This is a genomic window from Alteromonas sp. BL110 (assembly GCF_003443615.1).
In the GTDB taxonomy this organism is placed as follows: Bacteria; Pseudomonadota; Gammaproteobacteria; order Enterobacterales; family Alteromonadaceae; genus Alteromonas.
Genome location: NZ_CP031967.1, coordinates 2976004 through 3002908 on the forward strand (window position 1 = coordinate 2976004; position 26905 = coordinate 3002908).

General features: G+C 44.3%; 22 protein-coding genes and 1 other RNA gene. 15 read left to right on the plus strand and 8 right to left on the minus strand.

All coding sequences use genetic code 11. The features are described 5' to 3' along the window. Positions 1 to 16: 16 nt before the first annotated feature. From D1814_RS12840 to D1814_RS12870, 7 genes are all read left to right on the plus strand, one after another. Complete coding sequence (locus D1814_RS12840) at positions 17 to 1294, plus strand: efflux RND transporter periplasmic adaptor subunit (protein ID WP_118492857.1); 1278 nt, start codon at positions 17 to 19, stop codon at positions 1292 to 1294. Further along, positions 1294 to 4416 carry an efflux RND transporter permease subunit gene (locus D1814_RS12845; RefSeq protein WP_118492859.1) on the plus strand — a complete coding sequence of 1041 codons (3123 nt, stop codon included), beginning with the start codon at positions 1294 to 1296 and terminating at the stop codon, positions 4414 to 4416. The genes D1814_RS12840 and D1814_RS12845 overlap by 1 nt, the downstream gene beginning before the upstream one ends. 177 nt (positions 4417 to 4593) lie before the next feature. After that, the gene (locus D1814_RS12850; RefSeq protein WP_118492861.1) at positions 4594 to 5304 is read left to right on the plus strand and encodes an SIMPL domain-containing protein; all 711 of its coding nucleotides are present in this window, start codon (positions 4594 to 4596) and stop codon (positions 5302 to 5304) included. Between the two features lie 187 nt (positions 5305 to 5491). Further along, a complete protein-coding gene (locus tag D1814_RS12855; RefSeq protein ID WP_118492863.1) occupies positions 5492 to 5782 on the plus strand; it encodes a DUF1289 domain-containing protein in 291 nt (96 codons plus the stop codon). Between the two features lie 21 nt (positions 5783 to 5803). After that, positions 5804 to 6628: an HDOD domain-containing protein gene (locus tag D1814_RS12860; protein ID WP_118492865.1), complete on the plus strand. Its 825-nt coding sequence runs from the start codon at positions 5804 to 5806 to the stop codon at positions 6626 to 6628. Positions 6629 to 6762: 134 nt separating this feature from the next. Beyond that, on the plus strand, positions 6763 to 7566 hold the full coding sequence (locus D1814_RS12865) for a DUF481 domain-containing protein (protein WP_118492868.1): 804 nt from the start codon (positions 6763 to 6765) through the stop codon (positions 7564 to 7566). 213 nt (positions 7567 to 7779) lie between these two features. Beyond that, positions 7780 to 8526, plus strand: coding sequence for a DUF481 domain-containing protein (locus D1814_RS12870; protein ID WP_118492870.1), 747 nt, complete (start codon positions 7780 to 7782; stop codon positions 8524 to 8526). 208 nt (positions 8527 to 8734) lie between these two features. Here D1814_RS12870 and serA read toward each other — a convergent pair whose 3' ends face one another. The 7 genes from serA to ssrS form a co-directional block, all read right to left on the minus strand. Then, positions 8735 to 9964: a phosphoglycerate dehydrogenase gene (serA, locus tag D1814_RS12880; protein ID WP_118492874.1), complete on the minus strand. Its 1230-nt coding sequence runs from the start codon at positions 9962 to 9964 to the stop codon at positions 8735 to 8737. A gap of 509 nt (positions 9965 to 10473) precedes the next feature. Continuing rightward, positions 10474 to 11130 (minus strand): ribose-5-phosphate isomerase RpiA, encoded by a 657-nt coding sequence (gene rpiA / locus D1814_RS12885; RefSeq protein ID WP_118492877.1) that lies wholly within the window; start codon positions 11128 to 11130, stop codon positions 10474 to 10476. Between the two features lie 89 nt (positions 11131 to 11219). Then, entirely contained in the window at positions 11220 to 11864 is a 645-nt protein-coding gene (locus tag D1814_RS12890) for a 5-formyltetrahydrofolate cyclo-ligase (protein ID WP_118492879.1), read from the minus strand. A gap of 31 nt (positions 11865 to 11895) precedes the next feature. Continuing rightward, the gene (locus D1814_RS12895) at positions 11896 to 13524 is read right to left on the minus strand and encodes an ATP-binding protein (RefSeq protein WP_118492881.1); all 1629 of its coding nucleotides are present in this window, start codon (positions 13522 to 13524) and stop codon (positions 11896 to 11898) included. A gap of 60 nt (positions 13525 to 13584) precedes the next feature. Then, positions 13585 to 14526: a nucleoside hydrolase gene (locus tag D1814_RS12900; protein ID WP_118492884.1), complete on the minus strand. Its 942-nt coding sequence runs from the start codon at positions 14524 to 14526 to the stop codon at positions 13585 to 13587. A gap of 22 nt (positions 14527 to 14548) precedes the next feature. Continuing rightward, positions 14549 to 15445 carry a ribokinase gene (locus tag D1814_RS12905; protein WP_118492886.1) on the minus strand — a complete coding sequence of 299 codons (897 nt, stop codon included), beginning with the start codon at positions 15443 to 15445 and terminating at the stop codon, positions 14549 to 14551. Positions 15446 to 15466: 21 nt separating this feature from the next. Beyond that, positions 15467 to 15649, minus strand: a non-coding RNA gene (gene ssrS / locus D1814_RS12910) — 6S RNA. 530 nt (positions 15650 to 16179) lie between these two features. Here ssrS and D1814_RS12915 point away from each other — a divergent pair. The 8 genes from D1814_RS12915 (at position 16180) to D1814_RS12950 (ending at position 25772) form a co-directional block, all read left to right on the plus strand. Then, positions 16180 to 16746, plus strand: coding sequence for a UPF0149 family protein (locus tag D1814_RS12915; RefSeq protein WP_118492888.1), 567 nt, complete (start codon positions 16180 to 16182; stop codon positions 16744 to 16746). Positions 16747 to 16822: 76 nt separating this feature from the next. Next, positions 16823 to 18136 (plus strand): Xaa-Pro aminopeptidase, encoded by a 1314-nt coding sequence (gene pepP / locus D1814_RS12920; RefSeq protein ID WP_118492890.1) that lies wholly within the window; start codon positions 16823 to 16825, stop codon positions 18134 to 18136. 43 nt (positions 18137 to 18179) lie between these two features. Next, positions 18180 to 19586 (plus strand): FAD-dependent monooxygenase, encoded by a 1407-nt coding sequence (locus D1814_RS12925; RefSeq protein ID WP_118492892.1) that lies wholly within the window; start codon positions 18180 to 18182, stop codon positions 19584 to 19586. Beyond that, positions 19573 to 20745 carry an FAD-dependent monooxygenase gene (locus D1814_RS12930; protein ID WP_118492894.1) on the plus strand — a complete coding sequence of 391 codons (1173 nt, stop codon included), beginning with the start codon at positions 19573 to 19575 and terminating at the stop codon, positions 20743 to 20745. The genes D1814_RS12925 and D1814_RS12930 overlap by 14 nt, the downstream gene beginning before the upstream one ends. Before the next feature lie 329 nt (positions 20746 to 21074). Further along, positions 21075 to 22634, plus strand: coding sequence for a M28 family metallopeptidase (locus D1814_RS12935; RefSeq protein WP_162889859.1), 1560 nt, complete (start codon positions 21075 to 21077; stop codon positions 22632 to 22634). Between the two features lie 42 nt (positions 22635 to 22676). Next, positions 22677 to 23552, plus strand: coding sequence for a DMT family transporter (locus D1814_RS12940; RefSeq protein ID WP_118492898.1), 876 nt, complete (start codon positions 22677 to 22679; stop codon positions 23550 to 23552). A gap of 78 nt (positions 23553 to 23630) precedes the next feature. Beyond that, the gene (locus tag D1814_RS12945; RefSeq protein WP_232368878.1) at positions 23631 to 24674 is read left to right on the plus strand and encodes an MBL fold metallo-hydrolase; all 1044 of its coding nucleotides are present in this window, start codon (positions 23631 to 23633) and stop codon (positions 24672 to 24674) included. A gap of 165 nt (positions 24675 to 24839) precedes the next feature. Then, the gene (locus tag D1814_RS12950; protein WP_118492900.1) at positions 24840 to 25772 is read left to right on the plus strand and encodes an exopolyphosphatase; all 933 of its coding nucleotides are present in this window, start codon (positions 24840 to 24842) and stop codon (positions 25770 to 25772) included. 68 nt (positions 25773 to 25840) lie between these two features. On the opposite strand, the gene D1814_RS12955 is transcribed toward D1814_RS12950, so the two are convergent. Then, positions 25841 to 26689 carry a LysR family transcriptional regulator gene (locus D1814_RS12955; RefSeq protein ID WP_025256097.1) on the minus strand — a complete coding sequence of 283 codons (849 nt, stop codon included), beginning with the start codon at positions 26687 to 26689 and terminating at the stop codon, positions 25841 to 25843. Between the last annotated feature and the right edge of the window lie 216 nt (positions 26690 to 26905).

Sequence of the window (26905 nt, forward strand, 5' to 3'; positions counted from 1 at the left end):
TTTAGAGAATCTTGCAATGAATACTTTTACCCGTTTATTGGCAATAGTCAGCCTAACCGCGTTAGTCGCTGCATGCGGTGGTGACGAGCAGGATCCAAGTCAATCAATGAGCGCAAACGCAAATGCAGGTGTCCCTGTTGATGTGGCTACCGTGGTGACTCAGCGTTTAACCGAGTGGGATAATTTCACAGGCCGTTTAGAATCGCCTCACATTGTTGCACTTCGACCTCGCGTGTCAGGCTATATCGATTTTGTCGCGTTTGATGAAGGTGAGTACGTTGAGCAAGGGCAAACCTTATTTTTAATCGATAACCGTTCATTTAAAGCAGAAGTGAATCGCCTAACCGCTCAGCTTGAAGAAGCGAAAAGCCGCGTGAAACTGGCCGAACAAAACTACAACCGCGCCTTCAAATTGCGCAAAACCCAAGCGGTGTCTGAAGAAGTACTTGATGCCCGTTTGGCAGAAAAGAATCAAGCGTTAGCAAGTTTAAACCAAACTCAAGCTGCACTTGAAGTTGCACGCTTAAATCGTGGCTTTGCTCGTGTTGAAGCGCCTATATCTGGGCGTGTATCGCGAGCCAATATTACCGAAGGTAACTTTGTTACAGCGGGACAAACAGAGCTAACCCGTATAGTGTCGACTGACCGTTTGTACGCATATTTCGATATAGATGAGCAGACTTACCTAAATTATGTTAACAGCGATAAAAGTGCGTCGACGGCGGTAAGCGACCAGCCGGTAGCGATGCGTCTTGCTAACGAGTCTGAGTACAACCATTGGGGTCAAATCGATTTTATCGACAATCAGGTTAACGGCAATACAGGTACATTGCGAGTTCGCGCAGTTTTTAACAATGATGAAGGGCGTTTAATCCCTGGCTTGTTTGCGCATCTAAAATTGGCAGGTGATACCGAAGAACAAGGCATTCTAATTAAAGAAAAAGCCATTGGAACAGACCTTAATAATAAATTTGTGTTAGTGGTCAACGACGAAAACAAAGTGGAATACCGTGCAGTGAAGCTGGGTGACAAAGTGGGCAGCATGCGCATTATCACAAGTGGCCTAAATGCTAACGACACTATTGTGGTTGATGGCCTACAGCGTGTGCGCCCTGGTGCACAAGTTGCCGCAAATAAAGTCCCCATGGGTGATGAAGATGCGCTTGCAAACTTATCCAACTGGCAGTCACGTGTTGATAACGCTACGCAAGTAAGCCAAAACATGGCGCAGTATGAAGATGTTTTATCTGGTGGTTCATTTACCTCAGGTACAGCAACGGCAGGTCTTAAGTAATGAATATCTCGCAGTTTTTCATTAGCCGCCCGATTTTTGCGGGCGTGCTTTCCCTACTTATTTTTATTGGTGGTGCCATCGCCGTTTGGCAACTGCCCATTACTGAATACCCTGAAGTGGTGCCGCCTACTGTGGTGGTAACCGCGAACTACCCTGGCGCAAACCCTGAAGTTATCGCCGAAACCGTAGCCACGCCGTTAGAGCAAGAAATTAACGGTGTCGAAGATATGCTGTATATGTCTTCTCAAGCTACCAGTGACGGCCGCATGACCTTAACGATTACATTCGCTATCGGTACCGATCCAGACGAAGCGACAACGCTGGTACAAAACCGTGTGAATCGCGCAACACCACGCTTGCCTCAAGAAGTGCAGCGCTTAGGCGTGGTTACCGAAAAATCATCACCAGATTTAACCATGGTGGTGCATTTAACGTCGCCCGATAATCGTTATGACATGCTGTATCTTTCAAACTATGCTGACCAGTTTGTTAAAGACGAACTAGCCCGAATAAATGGGGTAGGGCAAGTACGTCTATTCGGTGCAGGCGAGTTTAGCATGCGAGTATGGCTAGACCCTAACAAGCTTGCAGCACTTCAATTAAACCCTGGTGATGTCGCAGCGGCTATTGCGGAACAGAACCAGCAAGCTGCGGCAGGAAGTCTTGGTGCGCAGCCGACAGGCACCAGTGAATTTCAGCTGCTTATCAATGTGCGCGGTCGTTTAAAAGACGAAGCCGAATTTGAAAATATCATTGTTAAGACGGGTGAGAACGGCGAGATTACGCGTCTTAAAGATGTGGCTCGCGTTGAGCTTGGGGCGAACAATTATGCCTTAAGATCGCTGCTTAACAATAACCCAGCAGCGGCAATTCCAATATTCCAAGCGCCAGGCTCAAACGCCATAGAAATATCTGACAACGTGCGTTCGCGCATGGCAGAGCTTTCAAAGGTGTTTCCCGATGGCCTAGAGTACGACATTGTTTACGACCCTACTGTGTTTGTAAGAGGCTCGATTGAGGCCGTAGTAAACACGCTCTTAGAAGCCGTATTGCTTGTTGTTCTTGTAGTTGTACTGTTTCTTCAAACTTGGCGTGCATCCATTATTCCATTAGTTGCTGTACCTATTTCGCTGGTAGGAACATTCGCCTTTATGCAGTTAATGGGCTTTTCTCTTAATGCGCTGTCTTTATTTGGCCTAGTGTTAGCGATTGGTATTGTTGTAGACGATGCCATCGTTGTAGTGGAAAACGTAGAGCGAAATATTGCCGAAGGTAAGTCTCCATTTGACGCTACTGTCCAAGCAATGAAAGAAGTAACTGGGCCGATTATTGCTACCACGCTGGTTCTGGCTGCCGTATTTATTCCAACGGCTTTCATGAGCGGCTTAACAGGGCAGTTCTATAAACAGTTTGCACTTACTATCACTATTTCAACGGTAATATCTGCAATTAACTCGTTAACACTGAGCCCTGCTTTATCTGCTCTACTATTGAAGCCTCACGGTAAAGCAAACGATTGGCTTACGCGCGGTATGGATAAAGTATTTGGTCGCTTTGTTTTTGCGCCTTTCAACCGTGTTTTTGAGCGCGGGTCAAAGCAGTACACGGGCGCAGTAGGCGGGTTAATCCGTAAAAGCGGCATTGTACTTGTGTTATATGCAGGCCTTATTGCGCTTACTTATAACCAGTTTGCCACTACACCTACGGGTTATGTTCCAGGTCAAGATAAGCAATATTTGGTTGCTTTCGCGCAACTTCCTAATGCGGCGAGTTTAGACAGAACGGAAGAGGTGATCCGTGAAATGTCTCGCATTGCGATGGAACACCCTGGCGTGTCAGATGCCGTCGCGTTTCCGGGCTTAAATATTAACGGTTTTACTAATAGCCCAAGTTCTGGAATTTTATTTACGCCGCTTAAGCCTTTTAGTGAAAGACAGTCACCAGAATTATCTGCAGGTGCTATTGCAGCAAAACTCAATCAGCAGTTTGGTTCTATCAAAGGGGCTTATGTCGCTATTTTCCCGCCACCTCCGGTTATGGGGCTAGGCACTATCGGTGGCTTCCGCTTGCAAGTGGAAGATAGAGGAAACTTAGGTTTTGAAGAGCTAGAGCGTGTAACCCAGGAAGTGATAGGTAAAGCGTGGGCGCACCCAGCGCTAACAGGTTCATTCACAAGCTTTACTGTAGCCGTGCCACAACTTGATGTAGACGTAGATCGTGAAAAAGCAGTGAGCCAAGGGGTAAACATCGATACGTTATTTACCACGATGCAAGCTTACTTAGGTTCGCTTTATGTAAATGACTTCAACTTGTTTGGTCGTACTTACCAAGTGAACGTGCAGGCTGATGCCCAATATCGTCAAGAGATAGGCGACATAACTCAGTTTAAAATCAGAAATAGCCAAGGTGAAATGATACCGCTAGGTTCATTCCTAGACGTTCAGCATAGCGCCGGTCCAGACCGAGTGATGCATTACAATGGCTACGTTACCGCCGAAATCAATGGTGCTCCAGCGCCTGGCTATTCGTCAGACCAAGCGAAAGCGGCCATCGAAGAGATTTTGGCTGAAACCTTGCCGCTAGGAATGACCTACGAGTGGACAGAGTTAACCTATCAGCAAATATTAGCCGGTAATGCATCAGCTTTTGTATTCCCACTGGTTGTGCTTCTCGTGTTCTTAGTGCTAGCTGCACAGTATGAAAGCCTTCGTTTACCACTGGCAATTATATTGATTGTTCCTATGACCTTATTGAGCGCCCTTATTGGTGTTCAGATTTACGGTGGTGACAACAATATCTTTACCCAAATTGGTCTAATTGTATTGGTCGGTCTTGCTACAAAGAACGCCATTCTTATTGTCGAGTTTGCTAAAGAGCTGCAGGACAGCGGCATGGATGCGCTTTCGGCAATTAAAGAGGCAAGCCGCTTACGTTTACGTCCAATTTTAATGACATCAATTGCCTTTATCATGGGGGTATTACCTATGGTTATCTCTACTGGAGCGGGTGCAGAAATGCGTCAAGCCATGGGCGTGGCGGTATTCTCAGGCATGATAGGTGTTACCGTATTTGGACTTATCTTAACCCCGGTATTTTATTACCTCATACAGCGTAAAGGTTAACTCTCCCGTCTACCCAAGCGTTGCCCTCTTAAGGGGCTCTTTAGGCCACTCATTTGAGTGGCCTCTTTTTTGCCACCATTGGTCAGTATTCATCTCGTTTTGTAAAACTGAAAAGTTTATATTTGCTTATATCCTTAGGATTAATTGAAAAGCACAGTAGACAGAACGGAGTTTCAAATGAAAATAGGTGCGGCAATAGTAATGGCGCTGGGCATGGTGGTAGCGGTGTCTTTGCTCGGCGTTCAGGTATCTTCATCAATGAATGATATGCAAACGTGGGATAGGGTGGTTACGGTGAAAGGGCTATCCGAGCGCGAATATATCGCTGACCAAGTCATTTGGCCTATCCAGTTTGTCGATGCAGGCAACGACCTACCTCAGCTATATGATCATATCGAGAAAAATAGCCTTCAAGTGTCTCGCTTTTTAAAAGAGAAAGGTATTCCCGCTGAGAGCATTACTATTGGAAAGCCCGAAATAAACGACAAATTAGCACAGCAATATGGAAGTAGTGAAAAAGCGCCATTTCGCTACAGCGCTATCCAAACAGTAACCGTCTTTTCCAATGAGGTTGAAAAGGTGCGAGACCTTATGCAGCAAATTGGAGAACTTATTAAAACCGGCATTGTTTTATCTGAGCAAAGTTACCGCGCCCAACCTGATTATGTGTTTACTCGTTTAAATGAAGTTAAGCCCGGAATGATAGAAGAGGCTACGCTTAACGCACGAGAGGTGGCGGAAAAGTTTGCCAAAGACTCAAAAAGTACGCTGGGCAAAATTAAACGTGCTAACCAAGGGCAGTTCAGTATTTCTAGTCGTGACAGCCATCATCCACACATAAAGAAAGTAAGGGTGGTGTCTACCATTCAATATACGCTTGTCGATTGATATTCATGCTATGCTAAGACTGGCAACGTGAATTGACTAGACACGGCTAGTTCGCGCATTTGTGCACTTTGTGTATTAGATTACTGCTAATGTCTAGTGGCTAGATTTGCGGGTATACGTTTTAATTTAAAGAAGCGCTGAGTATTTTAGCGCTTTACGCTTATTAATTAAAGGTGGCGAGCCTGAAATGAAGGACCCTAAAGCGCAGTCCCAGCAGCTTGAATTTTTCGAAATTCCAAGTCCATGTGTAGGTGTTTGCGAGTCTGGTCCAAGAGGGTTTTGCAAAGGCTGCTATAGAAGTCGAGATGAGCGACTCTATTGGCTTAAAGTTGATGATGCAACAAAACGAAAAATAATCAGTGCATGTGTAAGACGTAAAAAAGCAGTGATGGCAAAGTTACGCAAAGCGCAAGAACTCAAAGGTGAGGGGGCAACAGAACAGTTTTCTCTTTTCGATGAGCCGCCTGAAAGAAGTTAAAAAGAGTTAGAGAATTTTTTGATGCCGTTAGATAAGTATGTTTCGTATGCTGCGAAATCGTTTACGTTACCCGATATATGCGTTCGCTTGCGCTCAACGCTAGATGATCCTCGTTCTAGTATCGAAGACATTGCTATATTAGTTAGCGCTGATCCTTCTCTAACTGCAAAGGTTCTGCGGCTAGCCAACAGTTCACTTTTTCGTTTTCCCTCTCAAATCGCGTCTTTGACAAAGGCTATTAACGTGATCGGTGGCGAAGCGCTCTATAATTTAGTCATTGCTGAAACGGCAACCACTGCTTTTAAGCACTTCGATACTATATTAATTGACTTGGACAAGCACTGGAATGCCTCTGTCTACTGCGGCATGGTGGCGAAGAGTCTAGCGATGCGACTGAACCTTCGTGGCGCTGAACGTTTTTTTGTAATGGGAATTCTCCAAAATCTCAGTGAGCTCATTATCGCTAAAAAAGAACCTAAGCGTTATGACGATTACCGTCATGCTCAAAAAAGCGAGTTGCCACATATTGAACAGTTGGCCCATTTCGGTTTTACGTTTGCACATTGTAGCGGTATCATATTGGAAAAATGGCACTTGCCTATTGGTTTGTACTATCCGATATCATTTATGAACGACGAAGCAAAGTACTCTTCTGATGTTGATATTTGTGTCCTTGCGCTTGCTAGTCGTATAACGCTTAGTCAACTTGATAAAGAAAGTTATGCTGACATTGAACTTTTTACGCCTGAGATAGCCAATACAGTAAGTCTCGACATGGAAGTGATAAGTAATTCAATTGAATATGCTGAGCAAGAAACAGCAAAAATTGTCTCGCTTATTCACTGAGCTCACAGTGTCTCAATTCTGTTACAGCACTGATATACTGTAAAACACAGTAAAGCTCTTCCAGAGGATTGGTATTATAAGCGTCTCATTTAGACGTAATCTAATAACTAAAAAGCTCAACGTAAAAACAGATTATGTTTACAAAAATCTTCCGGCCACATCTAGTTGTAGGTGCTCTTTGCATTTGTATGTGTTTCTCAGCGCATGCAAGAGATCTTATTGAGACCCTTTATCACGCCGATTTTACTCCCGATGCTGATGACGAAATACCTCGTTTTACACTAGATGGAGAGCTAGGTGTTCTTATCAATACTGGCAATACATCTGCTGCAAGTGTTAAAGCGGCGGTAAATGCCGACCATGAAACCGAAAACTGGAGTAGTCTCTATTTTGCAGAGCTGCTTTACAAAGAAAGCGGTACGCCTACCACAGAACGCGACATTAGCGCACAGCGTTTTTTTACCAGCGCGCAATTCGACTATAAACTTCTTACGCCCGGGCGCCGCCTTTTTATGTATGGCGATTATGAAGATGATAAATTTACAGGCTATGAGCACCGAGCTTCATTAGCCGCGGGTTGGTCACAGCGTGTATGGCGAAATGAAGACAGTGAGTTTCGTTATAGTGTAGGGCCAGGTTATACCTTTATCGAAGCAGAGGAAGACAGCGATACTATTGTTAATGATGGGGTAATAGTACGCGCATCTGCCGAGTACAAATACCACTGGAGCTCAGGTGCGAAACTGCGTCAATTCGTGAGCACAGAGGCGGGTGAAGAAAATACTAAGTCCCGCTCCGAAACCTCACTTTCAGCAAATGTATTTGGCTCATTAGCGATGAAACTGTCGTTTATATTAAGTCATGAAACCGACACGCCTGAAGATGTCGCGGCATTAAGCACAGAGACATCTGTAGCATTGGTCTATCAGTTTTTTTAGTCAATTAGTGTAAATTTAAGGCTTAATACGGGCTTTTTACCGCGGGTGGATTGACTGAGAGCGTTGAAAATGTACACTGCGCACCGTTGCTTGTAGCGTTGGCTTATTTGTGACGCTATTTAGCAGACCTCTTTTAAAACTCGTGTTGTACCGCCTTGTAGTACTTAAGGTGTCGCGTACAACGAATGGACCGATAATCAATAGGATTGTTCAATGAAAAAGCAAGTGCTTGCATCTCTAGTTGCAATTTCTCTTTCTCCTGCCGTATTCGCTCAAGATAAAGAAGTAAAACCTTTTACAATGGAAGGGGAGCTTGGCTTCATATCTACATCAGGTAACACTGAAACGACTTCAATAAGTGCGGGTATTACTGCGCATCAAGAGCTGGAAAAGTGGAGCAATGACTACGCCCTTGAAGGTCTATATAAAAAAGAAACCACAGAAGATGACAATGGCGAAGACGTTGAGTATACATCAGCTCAAAAGTTCTTCGGCTCAGCTCAGGGTAACTATAAGCTAGAAAACCCTGATAACCGTCTATTTGTTTTCGCATCTTATGAAGACGACCGCTTTAGCAACTTTAACTATCAATCAACGGTTGCTGCGGGTTGGAACCAAAAAGTGCTAGAGAATGATCGCCACACCCTTGAATACTCAATCGGTCCTGGTTACTCGTTCATTGAAACCCAAGAAGATGAAAATCTAGATAGCATGATTGTTCGTGCATCAACAGCGTATTCTTGGAAAATTTCTGATACTGCTAAATTCACGCAAACCGTGAGTACTGAAGTGGGTTCTGACAACACGAAGTCACGTGCTGAATCTGCTCTTACTGCTACGATCAGCGGAAACCTTTCTATGCGTCTTTCGTTTAAATTGGATCACAACACAAACGTTGATGAAGACGTAGAAAAACTTGATACAGAAACAGCTGTAAGCTTAGTTTACAACTTCTTCTAAGCTTTGCTGAGTGCCTAAGCCTTTTAACATGGGTTTAGGCGCGCAATGTTATATGTTGCTGAACCTTTTTTAGGCTATCGCCGAGGTGGCACTAGAACCAGGCCAATACAGCATATAACAGAAAGACTGATACAAAAAAACGCTGCAATGTTGCAGCGTTTTTTTATTCCGTTTTTCTTCAAAAAAAGCTTGTCGAAAAAAACGCTTTTTAGTGAAGAATACGGGTTTTGATCGTACCATCAATTTGTTGAAGTTCGGCTAATGCTTCATAGCCGCGATCTTCTTTAACATCTACTACTACATAACCAATTTCTGAATTGGTTTGTAGATACTGAGCTTCAATATTGATGTCTTTTTCCGCAAAGGCTTTGTTGATTTGCGTAAGAATACCTGGCTGGTTTTTATGTACATGAAGCAAACGCGAACGACCAGTGTGCTCAGGCAGTGATACCTCAGGGAAGTTAACTGCCGACAATGTAGAGCCGTTATCACTGTATTTTGCTAGCTTACCCGCTACTTCAATACCAATATTTTCTTGCGCTTCTTGTGTGCTTCCGCCTACGTGAGGAGTAAGAATAACGTTGTCAAACGCACGAAGCGGAGATTCGAACTCTTCAGTGTTAGACTTAGGTTCTACTGGGAATACGTCAATGGCAGCGCCGTTGAGATGGCCATTTTCCAGTGCCTTAGCCAGTGCGTCAATATCAACTACTGTACCGCGCGATGCGTTAATAAGAATGCTGCCTTTTTTCATTTGCGACAATTCTTTTTCGCCAATCATATATTGGGTTTGCGGCGTTTCAGGAACGTGTAGTGATACCACATCAGAGGTATTAAGCAGCTTTTCAAGCGATTTTACCTGAGTTGAGTTACCCAGCACTAGCTTGTCTTCGATATCGAAAAATTGAACGCGCATACCAAGGTGTTCAGCAAGAATACTAAGCTGTGTACCTATGTGGCCATAGCCAATAATACCTAGAGTTTTACCGCGAGCTTCATAAGAGCCTACTGCGGTTTTTTCCCATTCACCGCGGTGTGCTTTGGCGTTCTTGCTTGGCACTTGGCGAAGCAAAAGAATAATTTGCCCAAGAACAAGTTCGGCAACCGAGCGGGTGTTAGAAAATGGCGCGTTGAAAACGGGGATGCCACGACGCTGTGTGGCTTCAAGATTAACCTGGTTGGTGCCTATGCAGAAACAACCAATGGCAACAAGTTTTTGTGCAGCATCAACCACTTTCTCGGTAATTTGAGTGCGTGAGCGAATACCAACAAAATGGGCGTCTTTAATTTTCTCAATTAACTCATCTTCGGGAAGAGAGGTTTTGAGAAATTCAATGTTGCTGTACCCATTGCTTTGTAGTGTTTCCAAAGCACTTTGGTGAACACCTTCCAACAACAAAATTCGGATTTTATCCTTCTCTAATGAAACTTTGCTCATGAACTCGCTATCTCTCGCTGATGTAATTGGGTTTGCTGACAGTGCCAAATATAAACTCTAATGTACGTTTGGGTAGCATGCGTCAAATAGTAAACATTAAATAACGCGCTACTTTACTGCGGTAACTCCGCATTATTGCCAATAGAGCCTTTATATTAGCGCCTGCTATTTAGCTTTTTAACACACGCTAATTGCTACGGTAAAAGGTTTTTAGCCTTAAGCAACGTAACTGCTGAACGTTAAATGTTTCAAGTTGAAGACATCTAGACGTCTAAACGGAAATTAACAGAAAACACGCTAAGTTGAAAGCAGTATTTCGCTTAGCTTTTCAACAAAAAGCTGCGATACAGACGGTTTAACCGTCTATAACGCATGTGCTAACTAAATAAACCGGCGAGTAATAACGCTTCTTGCGATGCAGTACCAGCGCACACTTAAATAACAGCTCGTTTTGGTTCGATACTCGCCGTGCTTAATTTTCCTTTAAAAGACTGTCACTCAAAAGACTATCACTTAAAAGTTTCAACACCACTATCGGTTGCACTTAACACAATATCTGCGCCACGTAACGCAAAAATACCGTTAGTCACTACGCCCGGAATATTATTTATATTTTGTTCTAATTCACGAGGGTTTAGTATTTCAAGGTTGTGAACATCTAAAATAACGTTGCCGTTATCTGTCACAACGCCTTGTCTGTACTCGGGGTCGCCCCCTAGTTTTACCAGTTCGCGAGCGACAAAAGAGCGAGCCATAGGAATAACTTCTACAGGGAGTGGGAAGCTACCTAAAACAGGTACACGTTTACTTTCATCTACAATACAAACAAACGTGGTCGCGGCACCGGCTACAATTTTCTCGCGGGTAAGTGCTGCGCCTCCACCTTTAATCATATGTTTATGCTCGGTGACCTCATCGGCTCCATCGATATAAACTGAAAGGTTGCTGACTTCGTTTAACTCGAACACTTCAATGCCTAAGGCTTTCAAACGCTCGGTAGATGCCTCTGAACTTGAAACAGCGCCCTCAATTTTGTGCTTGATCTTTCCTAGCTCTTCAATGAAAAAATTAACAGTCGAGCCTGTACCCACACCGACAATACTGTCAGCTTCAACATAGTCGATGGCTGCTTGGGCTACGGCTTGCTTCTTTGCGTTCTGATCCATGGTAACTCTCCAACTTATTTTGCTTACAAGTGTAACTTATAAGTACACATGAACCCATAAGTTCATATGCGCATTTTGATATAGTGAAATTACGGTTTAGTGAATATAAGCGTGCGAGAAGGGGTCACAATAGCATCAAGCGGCACATCCCATGGCGCAATTGGAAGGGCATCAACTTCTTGAACATCGTGAGCGATACCCACTAATTTTGGATTATGTTGGTTTAAGGCCGATTGAGTATTCAACTTGCGTTGCGTAAAGCTTAAGGTGCGGTCGTAATAGCCCCCACCCATACCTAAGCGGTTGCCGCTTGTATCAAACCCCACTAGCGGCATAAGAATAACGTCAAATTGCGTAACGGGAATAACGTTTTCGCAAGACAATACAGGCTCTTCAATATTGTATTTGTTGTTAATTAGCTGAGAGTGAGGGGTGTAATCTAAAAATAGCAGGTGCCCTTTGCATACAGGGTGTAGCACAGGCAATGCGAACTTTTTGTGCGAGAGCTGCCAGGTTGATTCAATGTAGTATTTTAAGTTTACCTCGCCATCGTTAACCAAGTACCCCGCTACGGTATTGGCGCTTTTGACAAAAGGTAGGGTGTTTAGCTGAGCCGCGATGCACTGCGCAGCCTCTTCATGCTGTTCGTCAGGTAAACTTCGGCGCGCTTCGCGAAGCTCTTTACGAAGTTGGGCTCTAGCTTTCTGTTTTTCCTGTGAAACGCTTACTTGCATATTGAGCAACCTTGCATGGCGTGAAGAGCTGTTAGTGGTTCTTCTGCCCTAAATAGTGATTGAGCACGCGAACCAACTCACTATTGTCTATAGGTTTGGTTAGCACGTCGTCAAGACCCCGCTCTCGCAAATACTCTGACTCAGTTATTACGTCAGCCGTTAATGCTACAACAGGTAAACTTGGCTTGTGAGCTTTTATTTGCGTCGTCGCTTCATCGCCTTGAATGCCGGGTAAGTTAAGGTCCATTAGTACTAAGTCGACAGGGTTAGACTTAGCATATTCAACGCCTTCTTCGCCAGTACTTACCACAGAAAGCGATACACCTAATTTTTCAAACAAAGTCTGAATAACCACTTGGTTTATATAGTGGTCTTCAACCACCAACACGTTTGCAGATTTATCAGTGTTAACTTGTGCTACAAAGCTTTGTGGTTGTGCCTCAACGAATTGGTTCGCACTTAGCGCATCGGCGGGCAAGGTTACGCTTATGCGGGTACCGTGATTTAATTTACTGCTAACTTTAATCGTCCCATCCATAAGCTCGATAAGACGCCTAGATATATTTAAGCCTAAGCCAGTTCCACTTATCTCTTGGGCGTTACCCATCCGTTCGAAAGGCTCAAAGAGTCGCTTTTGATCATCTTCGCTAATGCCAATGCCTTCATCTATGACGTTGAATACAACCTTTCCACCCTTGTATTTTACTAGCGCTCTTACAGACTTCCCTTTGTTGGTGAATTTAATCGCGTTAGAGAGCAAATTAAGTGCAACCTGGCCAAATTTAGTGTCGTCAAAAAATAACGAGTCGGGGACCGATTTATCAATGCTGGTGGAAAATACAATACCGCTGTCTTCTGCGCGAATCTTAGTTAACGAAAAAAGATGTGTAAAGAAGTCACTTGTATTCACCGCTCGTGCCATTACGCGCATTTTACCGGCTTCTATTTGCTTGATATCTAATACCGAATTTACGATTTCTAGAAGCCTTTCGCCGCTTTGGCTTACATGTGAAAGTGGGGTGGTAAAAGATGACGGTAAAGCTAATTTTTGAGCTTCGCCTTCAAGAAGCCGGCTGAACGTGTTTATCGCGTTAAGCGGCGTTCTGATTTCATGGCTGACGTAGGACAGGAAGTCGGACTTAAATTGACTAGTACGTTCAAGTTCTCGATTTTTCCGCTTTAGCTCTAAATGTGCGACCACTGATTTGCTTAATGTCTGCAATGACGTTTTTTGCGCTTCAGTTAACGTTTTAGGCATACGGTCGATGGCGCAAAGCGTACCAATAGCGTGGCCCGATGGAGTAATGAGCGGCGCGCCTGCATAAAAGCGTATGTCTGGCGAACCAGTTACTAAAGGGTTGTCATGGAATCGCGGGTCTAACGTTGCGTTAGGGATTTCAAACACTTCTTCTTGCAAAATAGCGTGCGAGCAAAAGGCTATTTCCCGGGAAGTTTCTTCTGCATCTAGTCCAACGCGAGACTTAAACCACTGCCTGTCAGGGTCAATAAGACTAATAAGTGCAATGGGGGTTTCGCATATTTGAGAAGCTAACGTTGTGAGGTCGTCGAAAAGCTGCTCCGCTTCAGTGTCAAGAACATCGTAACTGAGTAGTTCGGCAAGACGTTCATCTTCATTTTTAGGGAGTGCAGCTGCTTCCATTTATAAAAACCTAACGCAGAAATAAAAAAGGGACTGTATATTCACAATCCCTTAAACATATCACAGAGCGTAGGTGTCTACGAATAGTTGTTCCAGTTTTTGATGGTCAACTTTAGTTGCCACTTTAATGGTATTAGCTTCGTTCCAAAGTGGGCTAGGTGTTGTACCAGTTGGTGCAACCACCGTTTGGCCTCTGTCTAGCGTGCCAGTACCAACGCGAACGTGACCTTCAGTCAGTTCAAATAACTCTGGGTGGCGAAGGTGAGCAATCGGGAATGCATCGTGAAAGAAACATACACGGTCTTCACGGTTTTGTGAGTAAAAGTCCATGTAGAACTGAGCACTTTCTTTTACAAAGCCACCAAGCGTATTGTTTTTCTCTTCGAGCTTGTCAACAAACGCTGGCGAGAATGGCGTGAAATTAGTCACGTCTAGACCAAACATGGTCAGTTCCCAATCTGCCGCAAATACGATTTCTGCCGCGTGGGCGTCATTCCAAATATTTGCTTCTGCTACAGGCGTAACGTTGCCAGGTACAAACGCCGCGCCACCCATTATGCTAACACCTTTAACTAGCTTAGGTAGTTCGGGTTCAAGACGAAGAGCTAGGGCTAAGTTACCTAATGGACCAATCGCCACTAACGTGATTTCACCTGGATATTTACGCGCCATATCAACGATAAACTGCGCAGAGCTGCGAGGGTCTAACTCGGTTTTAGGCGCTTCAGGCTTAATATGACCAAAGCCGTGCTCGCCGTGTACAAAGTGTGCGTACGTTGACTCAGGACCTACCCACGGCATGCCTACACCTTTGGTTACAGGAATGTCCTTACCTGCCATTTCACAAAGGGTTAGCGCATTTTGCGCAGCCATTGTTACCGGAACGTTTCCGTAAACTGTGGTTAAACCAAGTACTTCAATGTCTGGAGATTGGAAAGCGAAAAAAATCGCCATTGCATCATCAATCCCCGGATCCGTATCTAATATGATCTTATGTGCCATCAAATTTTCTCAGTGCGTCTTGCTAGTTGGCGTGTTTCGCTAAGAAACGATCCACTTCTTTTTGTGTTGGAATACTTTGTGCTGCGCCTTCACGAGTTACTGCAATCGCTGAAGCGGCACAGCCACGACGCAACGCCTGTTTAGCGTCGGTGTGGTTACTGTAGGCAGATAAAAAATAACCGATAAAGGTATCGCCTGCTGCAGTTGTATCAACTGCATCTACAGAAAAAGCGTTTACTTCTATTACTTCGTCTTTACGCAGCATCATTACGCCTGCTTTACCCAGTGTAATGATAACTTCGCAGTGTGACCATTGTTCTTTAAACACTGTCACAATATCTTCAAATTCTTCCTTGCCAGTTATGGCTGCCGCTTCTGTTTCGTTGACAATAAGTAAATCAACGCATTCCAGTGGTAGCTGCTTAACCGACTCGCTCATAGGGGCTGGGTTAAAGGCGACCTTTAGCTGCTTTTCTTTTGCTTGGCGAAGTACTTCTTCAATGCTGCTGGTTTCGTTCTGGGTTAGTACCCAATCTGAGGGGCGAGTATCGTCTAACGCTTGCATTACCGTTTTGGCTGTAATGGTTTGGTTAGCACCACCAAAAAGCACAATGGCATTTTCGCCGCTAGGCGTAACTTGAATGATAGCGTGACCAGAAGGGACTTCTGAACACTTAACACCACGACAATCTACCCCTTTTTTAATAAGGGCTTGTTTGAAAGAGGCGTCGTTTTCGTGAATGCTGCCGACGTGTCGTACGTCTGCACCTGCTTGCGCTAAAGCAATCGACTGGTTTGCACCCTTACCACCTAGTAAAGTTTGGTAATGGGTTGAGGCCAACGTTTCCCCAGGTTGTACAAAGTGGTCTACCTGATAAACGTGGTCAATATTTATAGAGCCAAAATTTATTATTGCCATTTCTTCTTCCGTCGAAAGAGGGCGCTTCCCAGAATGCCGCTGTTCATGTTTCGCCCGTGAACCGAAAAGTTCAGGGCGGAAGTATCACAATTGCCGTAGGCTTCTCGATACGTGTCGAGCTTGCACAATAGCAGCTGTTTCAACTTCCTAGGTTTAAAGCATCGGCCAGGGACATGAATGAACTAGCAAACATCCCAGGAAACATTGTTGTTGTATTAACGCAACAGGGTATAACAAACGCAAGATCCAGTGAAGAGGATCACATAAAGCGCTTTATAACTATTTTGCGTGGTGAATATAACAGCGGTAAAAAAATACTATTTTCTTGACCAATTGGTCAGCAATTATACACGCATATAAGATAAGCTCAATAATAACCAAACAGCTAATTTAGTTACTAACTTACAAGTCTTTTAAATACTGCTGCGAGAGGAATTCCTTATCCAGTGACGTAGATCTTAGTTTAATTATGCGTTCGTTGCTAGGGATAGAGGTGTTCATTTCGTTAAATTAACGCCAATTCGCGGTTGTTTGAACAGTGAGTAAACAATGTTTGCGTGTATTGTACAAAGTATAAACTTTGCTATTAAAGCGCTGTTTGAACACCGCACGCTAAATTGTCAAAAGTAGGCTTTGTATATTGATTTTTGCTAGTATTAACGCCATCACGGAGTAACGGCCAAATCGAAAAGGGCTGTGAAATCTCAACTCATCTTAAATAAAGAGAACGAATCGTGGAAAAACAGCTCGATTACGATAGCGTAACTAATAAATTGTCACAGCAAAGTATCATTGTAGATGCGGCAGAAGTGCACGGCATTCTGACCGGAATGCTTTGTGGTGGCATGTCACTGACCGATCAAAAGTGGTTGGAAGCCCTAAGTGAAACCATCAATCAAGGTGATGCGTTTAGCGATCAAATTCAACATCTCCTCAATACGCTTTTCAATCAAACCTGTCAGCAGTTGTTAGAGCCTGAATTTGCGCTTAGCTTATTGCTTCCAGAAGACCACGCGCCTATTAACGACCGGGGTGCTGCGCTTATTAACTGGGTGCAGGGCTTTATGCTTGGTTTTGGTTTACACCAGCAAGATTTAGTGCAGTGTTCTGACGATGTCAAAGAAGCCCTTGAAGATTTCTCTGATATTTCTCGTATGGAAGAACCGATGGATGCTGATGAAGAATCTGAAAAAGCGCTCTTTGAAGTGGAAGAGTACGTGAAAATCTCAGCTATTTTATGCTTCAGTGAACTTGGTCAATCACTTCTTGATGATCAACAAGACACGCCATCCGTACACTAATAATTAGAGAAAAGTAAAATATAGCGACTTTTTACGCAGTTTACTTTGCATTGATTTATTTAGGGTTTCCTTGTTTATGATTAGCGCTCAAGAGTTTATTGCCAGACAAGACAGGCTGCTGGCACAGTGTCAACCAAACAGTGTGTGTATAGTGCCTGCCGCGGGGTTAGTAACGCGAAGCCGAGACACCGAGTATATCTTTAGGCAAGACAGCGACTTTTGGTATTTAACGGGGTTTGAAGAGCCTGATGCATGGTTAATATTGTCTAATCATCCTCGTTACGGCGAGAGTTATCGGGCTATGGTGGTTCAGGAAAAAGACAAAAGCGCTGAAATTTGGCACGGTAAGCGAGTCGGTGCTGAAGCTGCGCTTTCCCGATTTAGCCTAGATGAAGCGTTTAATACGCATGAATTAGAAGAGGCCTTGTTGGCGTCCATTCAAGGTCAAGATAATGTGTATTTTGCTTTAGGTCATAACGAACGTCACGACCGACTATTTACTGAAGCCCTTAATACTTTGCGTGAAGCGCCAAAAGAATCATTAGCGCCTAGCGCGGTACACGATTTACGCCCCCAACTGCATGAAATGCGACTGTTTAAGTCTGCCTGTGAAGTGGCAATGATGAAAGCGGCGGGTGACATAAGTGCCCGAGCTCATAAACGGGCTATGAAATTTGCTGCGCCTGGATGTTACGAGTATCAACTAGAAGCCGAAATTCACCACGAGTTTGCCATGGCGGGGGCCCGTTCTCCGGCCTACAGCACTATTGTAGGAAGCGGTGATAATGCTTGTATTTTGCATTACACACAAAACAATGCACAGGTAAATGACGGTGATTTGATCTTGATCGATGCCGGTGCTGAATATCAAGGCTATGCTGCAGACATTACCCGAACGTTTCCTGCAAATGGTAAGTTCAGTCACGCTCAGCGCGAAATTTACAGCGTTGTATTAAAAGCGCAAAAAAGCGTACTGGATATGTTAGCGCCCGGCGTAACGCTTTCTGAAGCAATGCTTCACAGCGTGGAAATTATTACCCAAGGTTTAGTTGACCTTGGTGTTTTAGAAGGTAGTGTGGCAGAGAATCTTGAGAACGAAAGCTGGCGCCAGTTTTATATGCATGGGTTAGGTCACTTCCTAGGACTTGATGTGCACGATGTCGGTAACTATAAGATTGACGGCGAGGACCGCCCATTGAAGCCTGGAATGGTTATAACGGTAGAGCCCGGTATCTATATCAGTCAAGACAGTGAAGCGCCTGAAAAGTACAAGAGTATAGGTGTGCGTATTGAGGACGATGCGGTTATTACAGCGTCGGGCGTAGAAATTCTGACCTCTGAAGTGCCTAAAGAGATTGATGAAATCGAATCACTAATGGCGAAAAATTAGAACAACAAAAAAGCGCTAGAGCTAAAGCGACGGGAAGACAAATATAGTGGAATCAGCAGCGGTTGATGTAGTTATTATCGGTGGTGGGATTGTAGGGACCGTGCTTGCTAAAGCACTTTCAGAGAACATTTCTTTTGAAAAAGCTGAAGGTAAAAATAGCGGATTAAGTGTCGCACTGATTGACGCTGCAGATCCAAAAGAAACTAACCCCACCCTCAACGATTTTAACCCGTTTACCGATACACGAGTTATTGCGTTAGCAAGGCGTACGGTTAACGAATTAGCCGATGTTGGTTTAAGCCTCGATGATTTAGCAAAACAGCACAACGGCGAACTACCTCCCAAAATAAAGCAGATAGAAGTTAGCGATAAGGGACACCTTGGCCTTTTAAACCTGCATAGCCTAGATTATCACATCGACGCGTTTGGCCAGGTAGTAAGTTTAAGTGCACTCACCCGCCTAGCTGCAAATGCAAGTACAGCGTATCAGCACATAGCGCCTGCAAAAGTGACCGGCGTTGAACAGCACCGCGACCATGTAGACGTTTTGCTAGATAGTGGAGATGTACTAACCACTAAGTTGCTGATACTTGCAGATGGTGGTCGTTCAGGTTTAGCCGAGCGTGTGGGTATTACCAAAACAGTCAGTGATTATCACCAAACCGCCATCGTATTTAACGTGCATACGCAAATGCCTCATGAAAACAAAGCGTACGAACGCTTTACCGATTCTGGCCCCCTTGCTTTTTTACCCTTTGATAGTGAGATTAACGGCGTAAAAGCAAATGGCAATGGTTTTTCAGTGGTATGGACGTTAGAAACACAAGCCGCTAAAACACTTATGGAAATGGATAAAGCATCGTTTATTAACGCGCTTCAACAAGCTTTCGGTTATCGTCAGGGCAAAATACTAAGAGTGAGTAATACGGCTAGCTATCCATTGGCGCTTACTAAAGCGCAGCAAGTCACCAGCCACCGAACGGTAGTGGTGGGGAATTCTGCGCAGGCGCTACATCCTATAGCGGGGCAGGGGTTCAATTTGGGCTTACGCGATTTGAGTGCCTTAGTATCTGTACTAAAAAGAGAGTCCGTATTGAAAAGAGAGTCTGTACTAAAAAGTGCTGTATCTGAGCTTTCTATGTCGCGAGGGGTTACGCAAGAAAACGCTCAAAAAAAGCAAGCGGAAGGTGGCGCTGACTTTGACGCTGGCGCTTTTGCTATCGTTCAACGCTATGCGAACGAACGTAAAAAAGATCGCGACAACACGATTGCACTTACCGATACCTTAGTGCGAACTTTCTCCAACCAGTATTTTCCTACCGTTATAGGCAGAAATGTTTCCTTACTTGCATTAAGCATGATGCCGCAAGTGAAGAAAACCTTTGTAAAGCACACCACGGGTTATGGCGTAACACCACACGGAAATAGAGATAACAATGCAGCATGTTGATATAGCAATAGTGGGTGGCGGAATTGTAGGGTTAACCCTAGCCGCTGCGCTCAAGAACAGTGAACTAAATGTAGCGATTATCGACAAGTCATCTTGCTATCAGGCACTTGCAGATAAGCCGACGGCGCGTGTTAGCGCAATCAATCAGGCTAATATTAAAGCGCTGCAACAGTTTGATGTGTGGCCCCATTTACAACAAGACCGCGCCAACCCGTACACTGCAATGCATGTGTGGGACAAAGACAGCTTTGGTGATATACATTTTTCATGTGACGAGATGGGTAGCGATACACTTGGTGTGATTGTAGAGAATCAAGCTTTAGTTAATGCACTGTCTAAAGCTGTGGAAGCGCAGCCTAATGTAGAGTTGATTACTGCGAGTATTGATAGAGTATTAGCTGGCCCGAATCAAACCATGCTGATGCTAGACAACGACGACGTGCTAAGCTGCAGATTGCTTGTTGGCGCAGACGGCGCTAACTCTTTTGTAAGGAAGCAAGCTGGCTTGCCCATTACCTTTAAAGATTATGAGCACACAGCTATTGTAGCTAATATCAAAACCGACGAGTCGCACAACAATGTGGCGCGACAAGCGTTTACGCCCACAGGCCCGCTAGCGCTTCTTCCAATGGCTGAACCAAATGTCTGCTCGATTGTCTGGTCGCAAACGCCAGAGCAAGCAAGCGCGCTGATGGCGTTGGATGATAACGCTTTTTGCCATGCGTTAACCGCCGCAAGTAATAGCGTTCTAGGCACTATTTCGCTTGAAACCGAGCGCGCCGCGTTTCCATTAACCATGCGCTATGCAAGGCAATGGGCCAAAGATGGGGTGGTGTTAGTGGGCGATGCTGCGCATACCATTCACCCGCTAGCCGGGCAGGGAGCAAACCTCGGAATGCAAGACGCCCTCGCGCTGGCCGAGTCACTAATCAGTCTAAGCGCTGCTGGTAAAGATATCGGTTTATACAAGCACCTTAGAAGCTACGAGCGAAGCCGTAAAACAGAAGCCACAAAAATGATAGCTGCAATGGACGGCTTCAAATTCTTATTTGACGGCAACGACCCGCTCAAAAAGCTAGTTCGCGGCATAGGGCTTTCAGCCACAGACAAACTCACAACCATCAAAAACGCTTTCGTCAGCCACGCCATGGGCCTTTAAACCCAAAAAATAATGGGGGCAGAGTACATTTCACAGCTTCAATAATGGGGTCAGAGTACATTATTTCGATTTTACGCTGAGCAAAGCTAAGTAATGTACTCTGACCCCATTCTTGGCGTTGAGATAGTTAGCGGTAAAGGATACTCTTCGGTATCCTTTTTTATTTGTACCAACGGTTTATGACTATTTCTCTTTTCAAACCTTTTCGAGTCTTGTCTTTCGCTTACGCCTCTCTATTTACCACTGCTCTTTCTATTAGCTTAGCGAATGCAGAAACTACTATCAAAAACGCTGGTGAAGCATCTTTGGCAACGCTAACAAGTGAGAAGATGAAGCTTGGTAACGTTCCTATTAATTTAGGCGTTTATCGCGAGCATGTTAAAACCCTGGCTAGTGATGAGTTTGAAGGGCGAGGGCCGTTATCAGAAGGCGAGAAGAAAACCGTAGAATACTTGGTGGCAAAGTATAAAAAGTTAGGGCTGAAACCAGCTTTTGGTGAAAGCTATACTCAAGCGGTTCCTCTCGCGAAAATTACGCCTAGTGACATGAGTTCATTAAGTATTGGCGACCTTTCTTTTGAAGCGGGAAGCGAATTTACTGCTCGAACACAACGTATAGTAAATGAATACTCACTAACTGATAGTGAGCTGATCTTTGTGGGATACGGTGTAAACGCGCCCGAGTACAACTGGGATGATTACGCCGGCCTTGATGTTAAAGGAAAAACGGTCGTAATGCTGGTAAACGACCCAGGTTTTGCTTCTAAAGATCCAAACCTTTTTCAAGGCAATGCCATGACCTATTACGGTCGTTGGACATACAAATACGAAGAAGCCGCTAGGCAAGGCGCAGAAGCTGTTTTCATTGTTCATGAAACCATGCCTGCTGGCTACGGCTGGGGCGTTGTTGAAAACTCAAATTCTAATACCAAGTTCAGCTTAGTTGATGGCAACAATAATGCGTCACAAGTAGGCGTGATGGGTTGGCTTCATCTTAATGCTGCCAGGGAGATTTTTGAAAAAGCCGGCTCAGATTACGGCGAGCTTAAAAGAAAAGCATCCAAGCCCGGCTTCACGCCTATCTCTTTAAACACCAAAGCTTCACTAAAATTCACCAATGCTATCGAGCATGCTGAATCGCAGAATGTTGCCGGTATTATAGAAGGCACCTCAAAGCCAGAAGAGTGGGTAATGCTGCACGCGCATTGGGACCACCTTGGTAAAGTGGAGAAGAACGGCAAAACCACCATCTACAATGGTGCGGTAGATAATGCGTCAGGCACAGCGGGTGTATTAACCCTTGCCGACGCGCTTACAAAAACGGAAAAAGCATTCTCTCGAACTATAATGTTCAGTGCGTTTACCGCAGAGGAAACCGGTTTGTTGGGAGCTGACTATTTTGCCAATAACCCACCTGTACCCACCAAGAGCATGGTAGCATTTTTAAATATCGACGGCATGAATGTAAACGATGATGTGGATTATATCTTGCAGTATGGCGAAGGCTATCTATCTATTGAAGATGATTTAGCGACGGCAGCAGCGTTACAGGGGCGAACCGTTAAGATGGACCCGCGCCCTCAAAATGGCCTGTTCTTCCGCTCTGATCATTTCGCACTTGCCAAACAGGGCGTTCCCTCTATTTTGTTTATGAGCTTAGGCGATACCGACCCAAGCTTTATCGCTAAACGCTACCACAAAGCAGACGATGACTATCTTCAAAGCTGGACATTAGGTGGCGTAAAACAAGACCTATCTCTTATTGGAACCATGCTTACTCATTATGCCCAAGGTGATGTATGGCCTTATTGGAAGCGCGAAAGTGACTTCAAAGCAAAGCGTCTACAGGCGTTGTCTGGTAGCGAAACTAACGATACTAAAACACGCTAAAACGGTAGGTTAAAATACGAATTTCAAGGTAGTGCGACGCTAATGAGTTGGGTCTTATTCACATTGGGCGCGGTAATCATGCAAACCGTGCGCAATGCGCTGCAAAGCAAACTAAGTAGTTCAGTTAACACCTCAGGTGTTACGCTATCACGCTTTATCTTGGCTCCGCCCATAGCCCTTGTTTATTTGCTTATTCTCTATAGCAGTAGTACCAGCAAGCTGCCGCAATTTACGGGCTCATTTATCGCAGTGATCTTGTGCGCTTCCCTACTTCAAATAGCGGCCACCTCACTTATGGTGATTTTGTTTAAGCAAAAAAACTTCGCTATTGGAGCAGGCTTGGCAAAAAGTGAAGCTTTAGTGGCGGGAGTGGTAGGCATGCTCTTTTTTGGCAGTTACTTAACACCCCTTGGGTGGGCTGGCATAGTCATAGGCGGTGTTGCTGTATTTGTATTAAGCAGTGGGAATAGGCTTCAAGGCATTAGTTTAAAAACTATGTTGCTTGGTCTTGCCTGTGGCACCTGTTTTGCTCTCACGTCTTTATTAGTGCGTGAAGCTAGCCATATACTTAATATACAACACACCCTTGCAGCAGCTTGGGTTCTTTTATGGGTACTTTGCGTTCAGGCGGCAGCTTTAAGTGGTTATATTACGCTAACTAAACCATTTGTATTTAAGCAATTAATAAGCGCTAGAAAGCAGGTGCTAGCGATTAGCACGGTAAGTTGTTTGGGCTCAATTTGTTGGTTCACGGCCATGGCACTACAGCATGTTGCGCTGGTAAAAACACTTGGGCAGTTAGAGGTGTTGCTTACCTTGGTACTCTCACATTACTGGCTAAAAAATGCAGTTACAAAACGCGAAATTATTGGGCTGCTCTTAATTGGCGTTGCCGCTATTATGGTGATGTGGGCTTGATGTTCTGTAATTTTTCCTTTTTTTGCTCAGCTTTCAAAGGCCTAAGAAATAGATATTTTTTTTGGGGATAAAGAAATTTTGAAATATATATTTGGCTTTTTGATTTTCTCAGCGCTAAGCGCTTGCAGCACTGTATCAGTGAAAGACAGTGAAAAGGAATACGACACTGCCATTGAAGCAAGCAAAAGAAGCGTTGCGCCTGCATTTCAACTTGTTACATTAGGCGATACAGGCGGTATTAAAGACGGCAATTTGAGCGCATTTTTACTGAGAAGTTTAGAAGAGGAACGCTATGTTGCCCTAGACGCAGGAAGCATTGTTAATGGCATTGATGTTGCGCTGGAAGAAGGGGCTTTTGACAATTTAAAAAGCAAGCCCGACGATAACCTGCGAGCTAACGGCAATATACTGCATAATCACGTTGCTGCATACTTGATTAGCCATGGTCACCTTGACCATGTAGCAGGGTTACTCGTGGCTTCACCAGATGATAACAATAAACCCATATATGCCTTAAAGTCAGTAAACGACACCATGGGGGCGACCTACTTTAATTGGCAGGCATGGGCAAACTTTACGAATCGAGGCTTAGAGCCAAAGCTAAACAAATACGATGTTGTCGATTTGGCACCGAAACATTCTACTAGCATCGAAGGCACCAATTTAACGGTAACGCCCTTTAGTTTAAGCCACCCTTTAGAATCGACGGCTTTTGTTATTGAAAGTGGCGACGATATGTTTGTTTATTTTGGTGATACTGGCACCGACGATGTCGAGAAAGAAGGAAAGCTGGGCGTAATATGGCGCTACCTCGCACAGCAAATGCGAAGCAAAACGCTAAGAGGTATGGTTATTGAAGTGTCTTTTGATAACAGTTGCCCTGACAATCTACTGTTCGGACACCTTACGCCTAAGTGGTTAATGCAAGAACTTACTCGCTTTTACAAACTAGTTGAAGATAAAAGCCAGATTCCAGACATAAATATTGTGATAAGCCACATCAAGTACAGTTTAAAAGCAGGAGAAAACCCACGTTCTGTCATATCAAAAGAGCTAGAGCAGGCTAATAAATTAGGCTTTAATTTCATACTAGCCACACAAGGTCAGTCGCTCATCTTCTAATTGCCGTTGGGAATAGTGAAGTAAGTAAACGTTCGAGTAATCAGGTCTTTAGTTATACTTTTGTCGCGTTTTACGACTTTGTAATCAAAATCTATATAGGTAATCTCTCAAAATTTTTACTAGCTGTTACACTTACCTGATAATCGTTAATAAAGGAAACACGTGATGTCAGAACGAAAGTTTAGATTAGTTACCCGAAGTGATTTTGACGGGCTAGTATGCGCAGTATTACTGAAAGACTTAGACATGATTGATGATATTTTGTTTGTGCACCCTAAAGACATGCAGGACGGCAAAATAGACATCGCTGAAAACGACATTACAACTAACTTGCCTTACGTAGAAGGCTGCCATTTAGCCTTTGATCACCACCTTAGTGAAACCGTACGAAACGCTAGCGATATCGAGAATCATATTATCGACCCAGAAGCACCGTCAGCCGCTCGAGTAGTGTATGATTATTACGGTGGAGCCGAGAAATTTCCTAATATCTCAGTAGATATGATGGACGCGGTAGATAAAGGCGACTCAGCGCAGTTTTCAAAAGAAGAAATTTTAGAGCCTACCGACTGGGTGCTTATGAATTTCATTATGGACGCGCGTACTGGGCTTGGTCGTTTCAGAGACTTTAAAATCTCGAACTATCAGCTAATGATGAAGCTGATTGATGCGTGTAAAGACCACAGCATTGAAGAAATACTGCAAATGGAAGACGTGGCCGAGCGCGTGAGTTTGTACCACGAGCACAATGAAATGGCGAAGGCGCAAATTGCTAAGTGCTCTACCGTACACGATAACCTTGTGGTACTCGATTTAACCGAAGAAGAGACTATTTACGCCACGAACCGCTTCGTTATTTATGCCATGTACCCAGACTGCAACATTTCTATCCACAAAATGTGGGGGCTTAAAAAGCAGAACGTGGTGTTTGCAATTGGTAAGTCCATTACAAATCGTAGCTCTAACACCAATGTGGGTGAACTGTGTTTGAAGTATGGTGGCGGCGGCCACATGAATGCGGGTACCTGCCAAGTTGAAACTAGTAAAGCAGAGACTGTGCTTGCTGAGCTTATCGACACCATCACAAATGATGGCTAGCGTTAACTAGAATAGAAGCGGTGGGGCAGAAAAAGTACTCTGACCCCTTTTTTACTCTGACCCCTTTTTTATTGCGTTAGGCGCACTTTGAAAAATTCTGCGAGGGTTTTGCTGATAACTGGGTGCTGGGTGTCTTGATTAAACAGGCAGATGTTGACCTTTCCTAGCTTGGGCAGGTGCGGGTGGTTTAGTACTGCTAAATTTGCCGGTAAGCTTGATTTTGCTAATGCTGTAACACCAAGCCCTTGTTGAATGGCGGCAACTAAACCGCCTAAATCGGCGTTGGTGTAACTAATTTTCCAAGCGAAGGTTTGCTGCTTTAGCTGTTCAATCACCCGGCTTCTATACATACAGCCATCTGGCGCTAGCACCAGTGGTATATTGTTTCCTACCAAAGGGTGAGAGGTATCACCTACCCAAACCACATCATCCTCTATTACTACTTCTCCCTCGGTTTGTTCATCTGGGTTCACCAGTGCCAATATTAAATCGAAGTGATCTCGCTGAGACGGGTGAAGCAGATCGCGACTTAACGCCGATGTAACCTCTAACGATACATCTGGATAGCGCTTTGAAAACTCACCAATTAAGCCCGGTAATAGAGTAGAGGCAAATTCATTTGGAATACCTAAACGTAATCTGCCGCTTAGTGGCGCAGGAGTAAGGCTTCTAAAGATATTGTCGTTAAGCTCTAGAAGCTCTTTCGCTTTTGGGTAAAGCCAGTTTCCATCGGCGCTAGGTACATGGCGTTGACCTACTTTGGTGAACAGCTTTCTGTCTAGCTGCGATTCAAGCTTTTTGATTTGCAAACTAATAGCAGGTTGAGAGCGACCCAAAAAGTCGCCGGCCTTTGCATAGCCACCAAGCTCAATAACACTAACAAAGGTGCGTAAGGTATCTAGAGAAAGCTGTTTCATATCTATCAGGTTTATTAATGTAAGTGCCCTTTGTTATTGTATTTGTAAATGTATGGCACTGAAAGCCCATATTCTCAACTTAGATAAGATTTACGTTGTTAGCTGTATAAAAGCGAGCGTGAATACGCCCTATTAAGTACCGCACGTCAATGTAGAGTAAGCGTACTCACGTTTATGAATTCACGAATTCAAGCTAACAAACGTAGCAAACTAGGT